The sequence below is a fragment of the Rossellomorea sp. ABR4_012 genome (assembly GCF_056159545.1).
This window is the reverse complement of sequence record NZ_JBSWVK010000001.1, coordinates 1,566,324-1,581,638: the sequence shown is the minus strand read 5'-3', so window position 1 is coordinate 1,581,638 and position 15,315 is coordinate 1,566,324. Positions and strand designations below refer to the sequence as shown.

Here is a 15,315-nt window from a genome sequence, read left to right as displayed (position 1 = left end):
CCCATTCGTACTCAGACTAAAAGGCTTAGGATTTTACATTTGAAATGATTTTGTATAAAGAGCTTGATAGATTGCTAAAGTTGAAACGTTTAAAGGAGAATGACAATGCTTTATTTTGATTATGCGTCAACGACACCTGTCGATCCGGAGTGTTTACAGATTTATACGAAGGTCAGTGAAGACTGTTGGGGAAACGCCAGCAGCCTTCATGATACCGGAGGAAAAGCTCAGCTGCTTCTGGAAAATTGCCGAAAGAGGCTTGGAGGTGTATTGGGGGTCCCAGCTGAGGGAATATCTTTTACTTCCGGTGGAACAGAAGGAAATCATGTGGCCCTTCTCTCACTCGCATTCAGTTATGAAAAGAAGGGGAAACATATCATCATCAGCGGGGCTGAACACTCGTCCATCCACAGTGCTGCTGCCTTTTTGGAGAAGGCGGGATTCCGGATAACGAAGATTCCTTATACCCCTGAAGGACTTATAAACCTGGAGTCCTTGGAAAGGGCCCTTACAGATCAAACGACGGTCGTCTCCGTCTGCCATGCAAATGGCGAAATCGGCACCATCCAGCCTCTCCTTGAAATAAAAAAACTGCTGCAAGGGAAAGGTATCTTATTTCACAGTGATATGGTGCAATCCATTGGCAAGCTCGATATAAAGGAAGCCGCTTCGATTGTGGACAGTTTTACGATTTCTTCTCATAAAATCTATGGACCAAAAGGTGCCGGTGCCGTCTATATTCATCCCCAATCTGATATCCAGCCTTTCATGCCGCATCAGACGCATGAAGGTGGTTTCAGGGGTGGCACAGTCAACCTTCCCGGGATTGCAGGTTTTGTATCGGCGGCACTAAAGACCTCGCCTCACGAGGAGGATGATCATTACTCTTCGCTGCGAAACTATTTTTTCAATAAGCTGAACAGCTTATTGGAAAATCATTACACAGCATATGGTGGTCCAGCCGCGCATCAGCTTCCACATGTAATAGGAATGAGAATCAACGGGGTGGAAGGTCAATGGCTCATGCTTGAGTGCAACCGGAAAGGCATCCACATCTCAACGGGAAGTGCCTGTCAGACAGGGAAGCATTCGATTCCTAAGACCCTAGATGCGATGGGGATAGGAGAAAGGGAAGGAAAAGAGTTTATCCGGATTTCCCTTGGGCGGGATACAACTCGTGAACATGTCGAAGAACTGGCAGAGGTCCTGTCCCATTTTCGGCAGGAAGCATACATTTCTTAACTTGATGAATCAGGTGTGGTATGATTTCCTATATAAAATAGGTGCGGAGGAGATAGCAGTGGCAGGGAAAAAGATACTTGGAGATGAGAGAAGACAAGTCATTCTCGATCACCTCATTACAAAACAAGCCCCGATAACAGGAGGCGACCTTGCAAAGCTTGCCAATGTAAGCCGGCAGGTCATCGTCAGTGATATTACCTTACTGAAGGCTAAAGGAGAACCGATCATCGCTACCAGCCAAGGATATCTCTATATGCCAAGCTCAAATCGCGATTCCATGGTGGAACGGATCGTAGCCTGTCAGCACTCTCCCGACAGAGCCGAAGAGGAACTATTGTTACTCGTCGATCACGGCGTCACAGTGAAGGACGTTAAAATCGAACATGGCGTTTACGGTGACCTAACAGCATCCATCATGGTCTCCAATCGAAAAGAAGTGGAACAATTTTTAACGAAAATCAAAAAAACTCAGGCAGCCTACTTATCCGAATTAACGGACGGTGTGCATTTACATACACTGATGGCCCACAATGAGGAAACATTGGTGAATGCAGAAAATGCACTAAAGGAAGCTGGTTTTTTGATGAAGTCGTATAGTTGATGGAAGTACCCGGCCTAATATAGGCACGGGTACTTTTTGTATGGTTGGCAGCGGTGCATACAGTTGGGTGTATTCATGAAGGTAAGGAATGGGATCTCGGGTTCGCGCATATATCTGGAATTTCGAGCATAAATGGACCGATTTCGAGCATATAATTAGATTTTCGAGCATAAATCTGAGATATCGAGCATAAACTTTTTTCAGTCACCCTTTTCACTTACAAATATCCTGCATCTTGCAACAATCATATACCCGGCCACGAAATGCTCTTAAATGATTCCTGCTCATGAATGAAAGAAGACAGCTCCTTTCTCAAAAAAAGGGGCTGTCTTTTCCATTTATTCATCCAGCAAATACGATGAATACGTTCCGATCATCTTCACTTCACATCCAAGCGCCTCCATCTCGCTGATCGCTCCCGGAAGCAGCACCTCGTCCATTCCATGAGCAACATCAATTAAGAAGAAATAGTCACCCAGACCGGTCTTTAAAGGTCTTGACTCAATCTTGCTTAAATTAAGCTGTCTCCAGGCAAACGTGGAGAGAACCTGATGAAGAGCTCCCGAACGATCTTTAGGAAGAGTCACCATGAGCGTCGTTTTGTCTGAAGATTTTTCAAGGTCAATCGTAAGCGCATCACTCTGCTTATGCAGTACGATAAAACGTGTGTGATTATAAGCAAAGTCGTGTATGTTCTCATCGATAATCCTGAGCCCGTACTCTTGTGCCGCTAATTCATTACCGATGGCCGCCAGCTTTTTCTGCGAGTGCTCACTCACGTATTTGGCTGCAGCCGCGGTTGAAGTCGTCTGCTCCAGTGACGTGCCGCGATAGTGGTGATGAAGAAATTTATGGCACTGAGCCAGTGCATGGGAATGGGACAGGATTTTCTCTATCTCACTTTCAGCACCGGTGTTTTCCGGATGCACCATCAGATGCTGTTGTATCGGGGAAGTAAGCTCTGCAACGATGGATAAATCCGCTTCATGAAATAAATAATCAACTGTAATATGTACAGATCCCTCCAGCGCGTTTTCCAGGGGGACCACCGCATAGTCAGCTTCCTCTTCAATGACCGCTTCAATGCAATCTGGTATCGTCACACATGGTACTTGATGTTCTTCCGGAAAAGCCTTCTTCACGGCCAGGTCCGTGAAAGATGCCTGAGGTCCTAGATAAGCAATTTTCAATTGGTCTCTTCCTCTCGAGAAATTTATTGAACATTCTAACATGGGATTGATGGTTTTGTATATACATCTTTTTAAAAAGTTGGTCGGTCAATCCACCGCTGCACGATTCCGAACAAGACTTCGCTTTTGCGGCCGGTGAGCCAAACCGCAAAAAAAAGAAGTGTCAGGCACCGGAGCCCAACACTTCTACTTTTTCGACAAATTCAAGGCGTCTTAACACTGACAGTAATTCTTCTAAGCCAACGGTAAGATCCGTCACATTCAGGGACAGCGTGACATTCGCTCTCCCCTGCAGCGGAATCGTCTGGTGAATGGTTAATATATTACATCCGTGCTTCGCTGTTTCACTGAGAAGGTGAGACAGGGTTCCTGAGCGGTCTTCCAAATGAAAGAATAACGTGATGATCCTTTCCTTCACGATCGTATGAAAAGGAAAGACCGTGTCACGATATTTATAAAACGCACTCCGGCTTAAATCCACTCGATTTACCGCTTCCCATACGGAATCGGCCTTCCCTCTTTCGATCAGTTCTTTGGCATCAAGCGTCTTTTTCATCGCCTCAGGCAGAACATCTTCACGGACTAAATAAAATTTACCGTCCTGAAATTTTTTTCCCAATGATTACTCCTCCAATATGACCAGGCTTAATCAACGAATTCAAATTCATATTTCAATAAGCGGACCGTGTCGCCGTTTTCAGCACCGCGTTCGCGGAGTGCATCATCCACACCGTAAGAACGCAGCTGCCTTGCGAAACGTCTGACAGAGTCTTCACGAGTGAAATCAGTCATCTTGAATAGTCGTTCGATTTTCGCTCCGCTGACAACAAAGGTTCCATCAGGATCACGAGTGATCACAAAGTCACGCTGATCTTCCTCGTGTCTGTAAACCACACGATGTATACCTGTTTCCTCGACTTCTTCTGTAATCGGGAACTCTTCTGTAGTCTCCAATTTATCAGCAACGGCAAACAGCAGCTCCTTCAGGCCTTGCTGAGTAAATGCTGATATCGGGAATACAGGATAATCATCTTGAAGCTTTTCTTTAAATACTTCCAGATTTTCTTCTGCTTCAGGCATGTCCATCTTGTTGGCCACGATGATTTGCGGGCGTTCTGTAAGGCGAAGATTATATTGCTTCAACTCTTCGTTGATTGTCAGATAATCTTCGTAAGGGTCGCGCCCCTCCATACCGCTCATATCAATCACATGGACGATGACACGCGTTCTCTCGATATGGCGAAGGAATTGATGACCGAGACCCACTCCTTCATGCGCTCCTTCAATCAATCCCGGCAGGTCTGCCATGACAAAGCTTCTCCCATCAGCCGTTTCAACCATTCCAAGGTTCGGGACGATCGTCGTGAAGTGATACGAAGCAATCTTCGGTTTTGCTGCAGATACGACGGATAATAACGTTGATTTCCCCACACTCGGGAACCCGACAAGTCCGACATCGGCAAGCAGCTTCAATTCCATGACGATATAGCGTTCCTGACCGGGCTCACCTTTTTCTGAAAGTTCTGGAGCAGGATTGGCCGGTGTGGCAAAACGTGAATTTCCGCGTCCTCCGCGCCCGCCTCTAGTGATGACCGCGCGCTGTCCATGCTGCGTTAAGTCAGCAATCGTTTCGCCGGTATCATCATCTTTGACAACCGTACCCGGCGGCACCTTTACAACCATGTCTTCAGCATTTCTTCCATGCTGGTTCTTACTCATGCCATGTTCTCCGCGCGGTGCCTTAAAGTGACGCTGATAACGGAAATCCATCAGCGTTCTGAGGCCCTCGTCCACTTCAAAAATGACATCTGCCCCATGACCGCCGTCTCCGCCTGCTGGGCCGCCTTTCGGTACATATTTTTCACGACGGAAAGCAACCATTCCGTTACCGCCGTCTCCGCCTTTTGTATAAATCTTGACCTGATCGACAAACATACTTTCACTCCTAACTTATCCATCACGTTGATATCATTATGTAAATGTTATGCAACAGAAAGATGAATCACAAACGCTTCTTTTTGAAGCAGTTCTGTCTCTATATTTTGTCCGTTTTTTTGTTTATTGTTAATCCATTCTTCCAAAACATTCGTCTCTTTTAGTATACCTGTGAAATCAAATATAAAACGGGGATGTTCCTCAGAAAGGTTAATGATTAATGAGAGTTGGTTTTCTGTGTTGGCCTCTGTATTGGATTCAAGAAGTCCCATTACCTCTTTACATACGAGAACGAGCTTTTGATCATTCAGCTTGCCGGTATACCCGGTCTGCCCCACTTCGAACTCCAATTTTACGAAATGTGTTGCCCAGTTATATGTTAAAATCCATTCAGCCAATAATGGAAGTTTTAGATTCGATAACTTAGATTCATTTTGCGCTGTGAGAACCATGGTGTCTATGACTTGCTTCGCACGCTCAATCCGATTTAATTCAAGATTGCCTTTGATCAACTGCAGATCGTTCATCCAATCATGACGAGCATGTCTCAGTGCGTCCAAAATACTCCAATTTTCGCTCATATAATAACTCCTATACTTTAAGTGCTATTAGTTAGTATATCAAAGATAAGCCATCCGCGTATATTGTTTATGAAAAAAGTGTCGAAGGACGGGGAATTGGCTGGGTGGCTGGTTGAGTGGATGGAACCGGTATGTGGTGCTGAGCTGGTCATGATAAAGTTGAAAATGAATCAGGTAAAGTTGATCATAAATGCCTGGAAGTTGAAAATAAAACCTCAATAGTTGAAAAATGCCCCGTAATACGGTTACTGTAGACCTCTTCGAAAGCTATTTCGTGCTTGCCTGAAGCTGTTATTATCAAAATCAAAAGGTTTATTATCAAAAATGGCCTTTTTATTATCAAAATTCGGCTTTTATTATCAAAAACAGGATATTTATTATCAAAAATCCATTTTTAATATCAAAACCGCGTGTCTTCAACGATCTCCTCGAATGCAGCACTTGCCACCCGGAATGAGCTTTTCACATCATTGACAAAAAATAAAACTCTAACCGAAAGTCGGTTAGAGTTTTCGTTAAAGATATGCGATTAAGCTTCATTCGCAACAGGGTATACGCTCACTTTTTTCTTGTCACGACCCATGCGTTCGAAACGAACAACACCGTCTGTTTTAGCAAAAAGTGTATCGTCACCACCACGGCCAACGTTCAATCCAGGATAGATCTTTGTACCGCGTTGACGGTAAAGGATAGATCCACCTGTAACCATTTGACCGTCTGCACGCTTAGCACCAAGACGCTTAGCAATAGAGTCACGACCGTTTTTAGTCGAACCTACTCCTTTTTTAGACGCGAAAAACTGAAGGTCTAATCTTAACATCTGTTCCACCTCCTACTTTTTGAAGGTTATTTTAATGAAATCACGATAGTCTCTTTCAATTGTTTGCAGGCTGATCACCATGCCACTGAGTAGCAGCTGGACCTTCATGTCCGTTTCTTCCGTTAAGCCGTCAGGGATGACGCAGCTTAGATAACCTCCATCGGCAGATTGCTCGATAGCAGGTTCAACACCGGTCAATGACATAATGGCATTGACACTTCCGAATGAAACAGCAGAGGCACCGGCACAAACGATATCTTGCCCATGTTCGGCAAAATCTGCATGACCGTCCATAGAAAAAGAACGAATTCTTTCGCCGGACTTCTCAACGTAAACGTTAATCATTCAATCACGCCTTACGCGTTGATTTTGTCAATTACAACTTTTGTGTAAGGTTGACGGTGACCTTGCTTACGACGGTAGTTCTTCTTAGGCTTGTACTTGAATACTACAAGCTTTTTCGCGCGGCCTTGTTTTTCAACCTTCGCTGTTACAGTAGCTCCACCCACTAATGGACTTCCTACTTTCACATCGTCACCACCAACGAAAAGAACCTTGTCGAATGTTACCGTATCACCTTCACCTGCGTTTAGCTTTTCGATGTAGATTTCTTGACCAGCTTCTACACGGATTTGCTTACCACCTGTTTCGATAATTGCGTACATAATCGCACCTCCTTAATAAACTCAGACTCGCCAATCACAGGTGTTGGATTTCTCCATACTTTAAGACCTGTTCTGAGCGGTTGTAGCACGGGTGCTACAATCAATAACATTAGAATCCTATCACAATTTGAGAGGGGGTGTCAATATAATTCGAGAAATTCATATGATCTTTGTGATTTTATAATACGGATGTGAATGATCGATGACATAAAGATCAAGCTTTATCTTCAATGCTTGCTCGAGTCTTTTTAGATGGTGCTTTTCGCTGCCGGCAAATACGTTGAGCACATCTTTTGTTCCCTCTATTACGATTTGCGATGTGTCTGTACCCTGATATTCCCACAGCTCTCTCTCCAGTTGAAACGCTTTGCTTTCTGGACTGACGATCCGCCCGGTTCCGCTGCACACAGGACAGGGGACTGTCAAATATTCATTCAAAGACGGCCTTGTCCTTTTTCTCGTCAGCTCCAGGACGCCAAGCGAAGTAAAGCCCAAAACGGTCGTGCGCTGTGAATCATCCTGTAGGGCCGCACTAAACGCTGACAAAACTTCCTCCTGATGACTCACTTTTTTCATATCAATAAAATCGATCAGGATGATGCCGCTGATATTTCTTAGGACCAACTGCTTCGCCATTTCCACGGCTGCCAGTATATTCGTTTTCAATACGGTTTGTGCAAGGTCATCTTTACCTGTGAATTTGCCCGAATTAACGTCCACCACTGTAAGCGCTTCGGTCGATTCGATAAGCAGAAATGCGCCATTATCAAGCCAGACCACTTTTTTCATCGCGTTTTTCCAAACAGAAGAGACGCCGAAATGCTGAAAAATATTTTCTCTATCCTGATACAGCTCAATCGTCCATTTGCCGCTGTAATGAGCATCTATCCAGCCTTTTATATGGTCAAAGCTCTCAAAGTCATCGACAACTATATGTCCGCCTTCGCCTGTTTTCAATTGTTCAAAGAGATCCTTATAGAACGCATCCTCTTTAAATAGTAAGGAGGGAGCCTTGCTTCGACGACTCAATCCCTCGAGAGCCTGAAATCTGGTTCTCAATGTGTTCAGCTCTTCTATCAAAGCTTCACTGTCAGCGCTTGAAGCATTCGTACGGAAGACTACTCCTTCCGCGTCGGTTTTCCATTCTTTCCCGGTACGTTTCAATTCTCGCCTTATCGTTTCATCCAATTTTTTTGAAACGGCGATATAATGGCCCTCGGGCATATAAACAAGGTGCTCACCCTTGAGTTCGATGACTGCAGATAATTTCGGGCCTTTGGTTCCGACCGCATCTTTCGTCACCTGCACTAGGATTTTTTGGCCTTCATGTACACATTTTGCGATCGGCACAGCCGCATCGCCAGTGTGATACGCTGCAACATTCAGGGGGAAATCTTTTTCATGAAGATAGCCGTTTTTATCCTTGCCGATATCAACGAATGCTGCACCAAGGCCTTTTTGTACCTTGACCACCTTGCCAAAATAAATATTCCCTGTCAGCGTTTCTTCCTGCGGCTGATACGTGTACAGCCCGCCGATCTTTTGATCTTTACGCAGAACCCATCGTTTTTCTCTGCTTTTTCCATGCACAATGATTTCTTCCAACGCAGGATCCCTCTTTTCTATAGGACACGTCATTTTTCCCGGGACAAAAAGAAAAGGAATGACGTGACGTCAAACCTTTGTGTATTTTCTACTATTCACTTTATACAGTCTCTCCCCATTCGTCAATAAAGGTAGAGAAGATCCTTCGTTTTTGCGTTTGTCATTTTTTCAGCAAAGAAAGCATGTAGAAGTTCATATTCATCAAGCTTGCCGACTTCAGCCCCCTTCTCAAGGACGACGAGCGGATGCTTCACACCTCGATGAAACCGTTCCACAACCGTTAGCAGTGTGTCATCCCCTTCGATCGGCAGAGGTCTCAAATCAGCGAATTGATGACTGTTCCCATAATAACGTTCCAACAGGAATTTCATGAAGTTATACCTTCTCTGCTTCCAGTCCATCCATAATGAAAAATACAGAAACGAAAGCACAATCCAAAGATTCAGATGAAGAGGTGCAATCACCAGGATGGATATGTGAAACAGGATCAGGAGTGAAAATGAACTGATCAGCGTCATTTCATATGCTTTCAAGTAATTGAATTTAAGTGACAGCAGTAATGAAATCAGCTTTCCGCCGTCAAGCGGCCAGATCGGCAGCAGATTAAACAGCAGCACCATAAGGTTTAATTGAAGAAACAGCGTGAATAAGTCTCCGCTGATGAAACTTCCTTTCATCAAAAGCCACCCTGCCCCAACAAGCCAGACATGCTGAAGCGGCCCTGATGCAATCACCCAGAACTCCTCGCGAAGGGAGCGGTTACCGTGTTCATCCATTTCAGCGACTCCCCCAAAAGGAAGGAGTGCGATCCTCTTCACTCTCCACGAAAAATAGTGAGCAGTCACCCCATGCCCCAATTCGTGGATGGTGATGATCAGAAGCAGCATGATCAGTTCGAGAAAATGAGCCGTCGCAATGCCGATGGCCATGACAAGCCAGAGCAATGGATGAATATAGAGTTTCTTTACTGCCGAAGTAAAATTAGTCAAATGATATCACCTGTATCGGGTCGATGAATTCATCACCCATTTTAATGGCAAAATAAAATTCCCCTGAGACGTCGCTTTCCCCGCTTGTTGAAACTTGCCCGACTGCAGACCCTTTATCTACATATTCATACTGATTCACATCAATCGATTCGAGATGGCCATACCAGGATTCCGTTTTATCCTCATGCTGGATGACGACGGTATTCCCGAGCTTATCCTTCTTTCCTGCAAAAATGATCAGACCACCCTTCATAGCGGCAACATCTTCGCCAAAACCGGTTTCAAGCATGATGCCCTGTCCATTCGTTTTAAAATTCTCTACGACTTTTCCGGAAGCTGGCCGGGCGTATTCTTCAGTGTTAACAACGGAGGAAGAGTCTTTATCCTCCGTGCCGCCGGGCAGCAATGCAAGGGGTTTACCGAATTGATCCTCGTACCAGGACGAGATGGCGGCAAATTGAAACTCGGTCTCCATCGTACGATTGACCACCGTTTTCGCTTCATCGAAAACAGGCGAAGGACTTTTGAACATGATCGCTGTGATCAATACCATGATGCCGGCACCCAAAATCTTCATCATGAAGGTCTCTTTTTTAAATAACGGATGAAATCCTTCCGGGGGAGGTCCGCCTTCAAAGCTCGAATACCGTTCTGCCCCATAACGTTCTTCATCACTCGGCAGAAAATATGAGCTGTTTGTGTAGCCGCGCTGAGTGGTCATTTTATTTGTTTTCTTTCTTCTAGCTATTCGCTTTCTTATTTCATCCGCTCGATTCCCCATGAACACCATTCCTTTTTATAAGGTATTGTCCGGCTCCGCGCCAAACGAGCCTGTTCTATTCACATGCTACAATGTATGACTTGTCCGAAAGGAATATTCATGATAGAAAACAAAAATGCGTGGAATGGGGGATGGGGTGAAGCGGTGGGTGCCTGGCTCAAAATGGGGTATTTGTGCCTGGCTCAAAACAGACCATTTGTGCCTGGCTCAAAACAGACCATTTGTGCCTGGCTCAAAACAGACCATTTGTGCCTGGCTCAAAACAGACCATTTGTGCCTGGCTCAAAACAGACCATTTGTGCCTGGCTCAAAACAGACCATTTGTGCCTGGCTCAAAACAGACCATTTGTGCCTGGCTCAAAACAGACCATTTGTGCCTGGCTCAAAACAGACCATTTGTGCCTGGCTTCAAATAGTATCCACTATTCATAAAACAAAAATGACCTGATAAGCATTCAAATGAACACTTATCAGGTCTCTTTCATTTCTATTAAACTATTAAGCCTTGACGCCGAAGAGTTTTTTGATTTTCGAGAACATGCCTGGTTTGTTTTCTTCAAGCGATTGCAGAGGAACGGATTCCCCGAGGATGCGCCTCGCGATATTCCGATACGCAATCGAAGCTTTGCTTGTTGAATCAAGGGCGATCGGTTCTCCTTTATTGGAGGATTTGATGACATTGTCATCGTCCGCTACAATCCCGAGGAGATCGATCGACAGATGTGCTGTGATTTCGTCCACATCCAGTGCTTCGCCATTTTTCATCATATGGCTGCGGATACGGTTGATGATCAGTTTAGGCGGTTCGATATCTTCTTTCTCAAGCAGTCCGATGATACGGTCGGCATCACGTACTGCTGAGATTTCAGGAGTTGTTACAACGATGGCACGGTCCGCACCCGCTACCGCGTTCTTGTAGCCCTGTTCGATCCCTGCCGGGCAGTCGATGATGATGTAATCATAATCCTGTTTTAAATCCAGGACCAATTTTTTCATCTGGTCGGGATTTACCGCTGATTTATCACTTGTCTGTGCGGCTGGCAGAAGGAACAATTTGTCTTCAAACCGCTTATCCTTCACGAGCGCCTGATGAATTTTGCAGCGCCCTTCCACGACATCGACTAAATCGTAAATGATTCGGTTTTCCAGTCCCATGACAACATCGAGATTTCTGAGACCGATATCCGTATCAATCAGACAAACTTTTTTACCCTGTAGAGCTAATGCTGTACCAACATTGGCAGAAGTAGTCGTCTTACCCACTCCACCTTTACCTGAAGTAACAACTATGGCTTCACCCACATTAGCTTCCTCCTTTAAAACTCGTAATATTTGGTCTAAGATGCTTTAGTACCTGCAGGCGGTCGACCACGATCTGCCCGTGCTCATCAATATAGGCACATTCCATATCATGCTGATCTTCATCAAGCGGCTGATCAGGAGCACGATTCAGAAAGTCTGCGATACGCAGCTGGGAGGGGAGCATTTTCGAAGCGACGATGACCGCTTCTTCTTTCCCGGTGCAGCCTGCATGGGCAATTCCTTTTAAAGCACCTAATATGTAGATATTCCCTCCTGCAAGGATCCTTCCGCCGGGGTTCACATCACCTACAATCAGGATATCCCCCGGTGTTTCGATCACTTGCCCTGAGCGAATGACACCCGTTATGGTTTCTATATTTCTTTCATTCATTAATTTTTCTGCTTCATTTTTTGTGACTACATTACTCCATACTTCGTTTACAACCAGATTGCGTTTTTGCCTGACAATCTCCTTCAGCTCTTCAACTTGATCTTCTGTCAGATAACGGTTCCCCGTTTGGATATTTACAGTGAGTAAAGGGGTCCCCTCGGTCTCACGGTAATGAGCCGACAGCTTTTCGTCCAACTCTTTCTTCAGATCATCAAACGAACACTGATCATTGAGATGAAGGGTGAGTCCTTCTTTAGTACCCTTGATCATTACATTTGGTTTCTTTTTCATGGCGCAATTTTTCACCTCAGTCGTGTATAAATTCGACATAAGCATGTATATATCCTTTTTTTATAGGACAATTTTCGCGAATATCAAGCACAGATATGAATTCTCTTTTTCTTTTAAAATCCCCCTATCAATCTTCAAGAAGCTGCTTCTGTTTTCTTTGAAGAAATACCTTAAAGGGATAAGCAAAGATGATATAAAAAATTGCGTTCAGAGCCAGTGTCGGCCATAGGCGCAAGTCGGCAAACTGAATAAGCGTCATATCTGTGCGCTGTATGATGACATTGATTTGATACACAAGAAACTCGAGCACCGACAAATTCACCAGTACAATGAGTGCGAACACGAATAAATTATTATGCAGTACCTTCATCATTGCGTGCGCAAGAAATACGACGAATGGAAAAAATACTAAATAAATCCCGTTGATTTCCGTGTAAAAAATATCAAAAAGGAACCCAAAGATAAATCCATATAATAAGGCGGTTTTATATTGAAAGAAACCACAAATAAAAAGAATAAAAATGATCAGGAAATGAGGCACCAGGATACGCTGATCGACCATTTCCAAATTGGGAAAAAGAATGACAAAAAGGCTTTCACTGTAAAAGATAAGAAGGGTCACTAAAGGAAGGATGAGCCTGTTGATCATTGCTCTTCCTCCCCGCTATCCTCTTCAGCCTCAGCCTCGGTGAGACCCTTCATTTCACGGTCAATCACCATCACATGCTCCAAATGATAGAAATCGGCTGCCGGTTTGACATGTGCTGTTTGTGTAAGGCCGTATTGATCCGGTTTAACTTCTTTTACCTCACCGACCACCAGCCCTTTTGGAAATACTCCGCCGAGTCCCGATGTGATGACTTTGGATCCTTCCTCCACTTTCAGATCATTCGGTATCCGTTTGACCAGTATCTCTTTTTTATCACTGTCATAGCCTTCGATCCAGCCATTGATATCTTGCTTTCCTTGAATGACGGTCGAGATCCGGTTCTTCGTGTTGTTCGTTGAGATGAGCTCCACGGTTGATGAAAATTCGTTCACACTTTTGACTTTTCCGATCAATCCAGCGGAAGAAATGACGGCCATATCTGATTTGATCCCGTTGACTTCACCTTTGTCGATCGTAATCAGCTCCTGCCATCGGTCAGGGTTTCTGGCAATAACCGTTGCCTGGATCGTATCATAGCTTCTTAAATCTTCTTTTTTCTCTAAAACGGCTCTTAGTTCTTCATTATCCTGTTTAAGGTCCCTTACCTGCGTTTCGAGCTTGACGAGCTCATCGAGGCGGGATTTCAGTTTTTCATTTTCTGTGTATGTATTTTGAAGATCTTTCACGTTTTCGATGACTCCGCCTGTGTAATTGACAGGTTTTGAAATCAATGATTGTCCGAATCCTACCATATCTTTCACGAACTGCTCGGGCCAGCTGATGCTCTCTCTTTCCCGTAACGAAAATCCGATCAAGGCTACGAGAACGATAATGCTGACAAGCAGGATGATTAATCGTTTGTTCAGGAAGAATTGTGGCATGCTGTACACCTCAACCTTTATTATTTCTGATGTTAGACAACGCTATTGATTTCCGTGCAAGACTTCGCTTTCCGCGGGTGACCCGCGAGCCTCCTCGGCAAGCCTGCGGGGTCTCACATTGGCCACTTCTCCCGCAGGAGTCTACGCCTTGCACTCCAATCAACAGCTGAACCAGTTCAACTAGCTGTAACATCCCTAATTCTATTAAATACTATATCAAAATCTTTTAGATATTGATATCATTCATCAAATTATTTACTTTTTTCGACATTCATGAAGCGCAAAAAAGATGGGGACGCCTTAATGTACTATGGTGAAGTACTTTAAGGAACAGTCCCCACTTCATTTAAACTGATTATTTACCGCGATTTTTAAATAGGTGGATATGATCAAGTGCTTTGCCTGTACCGATGGCTACGCAGTCCAGCGGTTCTTCTGCGATAAGGACAGGCATTTTTGTTTCATCGCTGATCACCTTGTCCATATTGCGGAGCAGTGCACCTCCGCCAGTCAGCACAATCCCTCTATCCATGATGTCCGCAGCAAGCTCGGGAGGCGTTTTCTCCAGGGTGCTCTTAACCGCGTCGACAATTGCATATACCGTATCATGAAGAGCGGAAGCAATTTCAGCAGCCGTCACTTCAATCGTTTTCGGAAGCCCTGTCAAAAGGTCACGCCCGCGGATTTCCATCGATTCAATCCCTTCAGGATCTCCCGCTGAACCAACTTCCATCTTGATGGTTTCAGCAGTACGGTCACCGATCATAAGGTTGTATGTTTTGCGGATGTAGTTGATGATGCTGTCGTCCATTTCATCACCGGCTACACGGATTGACTGGCTTGTTACGATCCCGCCAAGTGAGATGATTGCAACTTCTGTCGTACCGCCGCCGATATCAACGACCATGCTTCCCGTAGGTTCCCACACTGGGAGGTTGGCTCCGATCGCAGCTGCAAAAGGCTCTTCGATTGTGTACGCATCCCTTGCCCCCGCCTGTCTTGTTGCGTCAATGACAGCACGCTCTTCCACACCTGTGATTCCTGACGGGACACATACCATTACATAAGGCTTTCTTGAAAAGAGACCTTTGTTTTTGGTCGCCTGCTTTATGTAATATTTCATCATGGTAGCAGTCGTTTCGTAGTCCGCAATGACTCCGTCTTTCATCGGGCGGAGCGCCACTACGTTCCCCGGTGTTCTTCCGATCATATTTTTTGCATCGTTTCCGACAGCAACGATCTGTTTATTGTCAGTTTGAAGTGCAACAACGGAAGGCTCTCGTACAACGATGCCTTTCCCTTTTACATACACCAGCGTGTTGGCTGTGCCTAAATCAATTCCTAAATCTTTCGTTCCAAACATTAATGGTATCTCCCTTTCTGATACAAATT

At 44.8% G+C, this 15,315-nt stretch carries 18 protein-coding genes and 1 other annotated feature; of the genes, 3 read left to right on the top strand and 15 right to left on the bottom strand.

Annotation, left to right across the window (positions count from 1 at the left end):
* Positions 1-105 precede the first annotated feature (105 nt).
* Positions 106-1,242, top strand: coding sequence for an IscS subfamily cysteine desulfurase (locus ACXAFV_RS07680; protein ID WP_475125524.1), 1,137 nt, complete (start codon positions 106-108; stop codon positions 1,240-1,242).
* Positions 1,243-1,300: 58 nt separating this feature from the next.
* Positions 1,301-1,843: a 3H domain-containing protein gene (locus ACXAFV_RS07675; RefSeq protein ID WP_475125523.1), complete on the top strand. Its 543-nt coding sequence runs from the start codon at positions 1,301-1,303 to the stop codon at positions 1,841-1,843.
* Positions 1,844-2,181: 338 nt separating this feature from the next.
* Here the strand turns inward: ACXAFV_RS07675 and pheA are convergent, their stop codons facing one another.
* The 10 genes from pheA to ACXAFV_RS07625 form a co-directional block, all read right to left on the bottom strand.
* A complete protein-coding gene (gene pheA / locus ACXAFV_RS07670; protein ID WP_475125521.1) occupies positions 2,182-3,033 on the bottom strand; it encodes a prephenate dehydratase in 852 nt (283 codons plus the stop codon).
* Between the two features lie 163 nt (positions 3,034-3,196).
* Entirely contained in the window at positions 3,197-3,652 is a 456-nt protein-coding gene (locus ACXAFV_RS07665) for an ACT domain-containing protein (RefSeq protein WP_475125520.1), read from the bottom strand.
* Between the two features lie 26 nt (positions 3,653-3,678).
* Entirely contained in the window at positions 3,679-4,968 is a 1,290-nt protein-coding gene (gene obgE / locus ACXAFV_RS07660; RefSeq protein ID WP_475125518.1) for a GTPase ObgE, read from the bottom strand.
* Positions 4,969-5,015: 47 nt separating this feature from the next.
* Entirely contained in the window at positions 5,016-5,549 is a 534-nt protein-coding gene (locus ACXAFV_RS07655; RefSeq protein WP_475125516.1) for a Spo0B C-terminal domain-containing protein, read from the bottom strand.
* Between the two features lie 529 nt (positions 5,550-6,078).
* Positions 6,079-6,369: a 50S ribosomal protein L27 gene (gene rpmA / locus ACXAFV_RS07650; RefSeq protein ID WP_032087495.1), complete on the bottom strand. Its 291-nt coding sequence runs from the start codon at positions 6,367-6,369 to the stop codon at positions 6,079-6,081.
* 12 nt (positions 6,370-6,381) lie between these two features.
* The gene (locus ACXAFV_RS07645; RefSeq protein WP_475125515.1) at positions 6,382-6,714 is read right to left on the bottom strand and encodes a ribosomal-processing cysteine protease Prp; all 333 of its coding nucleotides are present in this window, start codon (positions 6,712-6,714) and stop codon (positions 6,382-6,384) included.
* 11 nt (positions 6,715-6,725) lie between these two features.
* Positions 6,726-7,034, bottom strand: a complete 309-nt coding sequence (gene rplU / locus ACXAFV_RS07640; protein ID WP_064092499.1) for a 50S ribosomal protein L21 — start codon at positions 7,032-7,034, stop codon at positions 6,726-6,728.
* A 13-nt stretch (positions 7,035-7,047) separates the two neighbouring features.
* Positions 7,048-7,126: a sequence feature (ribosomal protein L21 leader region), on the bottom strand.
* Between the two features lie 67 nt (positions 7,127-7,193).
* Positions 7,194-8,639 (bottom strand): Rne/Rng family ribonuclease, encoded by a 1,446-nt coding sequence (locus ACXAFV_RS07635; protein ID WP_475125513.1) that lies wholly within the window; start codon positions 8,637-8,639, stop codon positions 7,194-7,196.
* Positions 8,640-8,761: 122 nt separating this feature from the next.
* The gene (locus tag ACXAFV_RS07630) at positions 8,762-9,628 is read right to left on the bottom strand and encodes a M50 family metallopeptidase (protein WP_475125511.1); all 867 of its coding nucleotides are present in this window, start codon (positions 9,626-9,628) and stop codon (positions 8,762-8,764) included.
* Positions 9,621-10,409, bottom strand: a complete 789-nt coding sequence (locus ACXAFV_RS07625; RefSeq protein WP_475125509.1) for a peptidoglycan DD-metalloendopeptidase family protein — start codon at positions 10,407-10,409, stop codon at positions 9,621-9,623. The genes ACXAFV_RS07630 and ACXAFV_RS07625 overlap by 8 nt, the downstream gene beginning before the upstream one ends.
* Before the next feature lie 99 nt (positions 10,410-10,508).
* Between ACXAFV_RS07625 and ACXAFV_RS07620 the strand changes: the two genes are divergently transcribed.
* Positions 10,509-10,841, top strand: a complete 333-nt coding sequence (locus tag ACXAFV_RS07620; RefSeq protein WP_475125508.1) for a hypothetical protein — start codon at positions 10,509-10,511, stop codon at positions 10,839-10,841.
* A 66-nt stretch (positions 10,842-10,907) separates the two neighbouring features.
* Here the strand turns inward: ACXAFV_RS07620 and minD are convergent, their stop codons facing one another.
* The 5 genes from minD to ACXAFV_RS07595 all read right to left on the bottom strand — a co-directional run bounded on the left by minD (position 10,908) and on the right by ACXAFV_RS07595 (position 15,286).
* A complete protein-coding gene (minD, locus tag ACXAFV_RS07615; protein ID WP_475125507.1) occupies positions 10,908-11,711 on the bottom strand; it encodes a septum site-determining protein MinD in 804 nt (267 codons plus the stop codon).
* A 1-nt stretch (position 11,712) separates the two neighbouring features.
* Positions 11,713-12,393, bottom strand: a complete 681-nt coding sequence (minC, locus tag ACXAFV_RS07610) for a septum site-determining protein MinC (protein WP_475125506.1) — start codon at positions 12,391-12,393, stop codon at positions 11,713-11,715.
* A 127-nt stretch (positions 12,394-12,520) separates the two neighbouring features.
* On the bottom strand, positions 12,521-13,042 hold the full coding sequence (mreD, locus tag ACXAFV_RS07605; RefSeq protein ID WP_475125505.1) for a rod shape-determining protein MreD: 522 nt from the start codon (positions 13,040-13,042) through the stop codon (positions 12,521-12,523).
* On the bottom strand, positions 13,039-13,923 hold the full coding sequence (mreC, locus tag ACXAFV_RS07600; RefSeq protein WP_475125504.1) for a rod shape-determining protein MreC: 885 nt from the start codon (positions 13,921-13,923) through the stop codon (positions 13,039-13,041). Before mreC ends, mreD begins: the two co-directional genes overlap by 4 nt.
* A 355-nt stretch (positions 13,924-14,278) precedes the next feature.
* Complete coding sequence (locus ACXAFV_RS07595; protein WP_475125503.1) at positions 14,279-15,286, bottom strand: rod shape-determining protein; 1,008 nt, start codon at positions 15,284-15,286, stop codon at positions 14,279-14,281.
* Between the last annotated feature and the right edge of the window lie 29 nt (positions 15,287-15,315).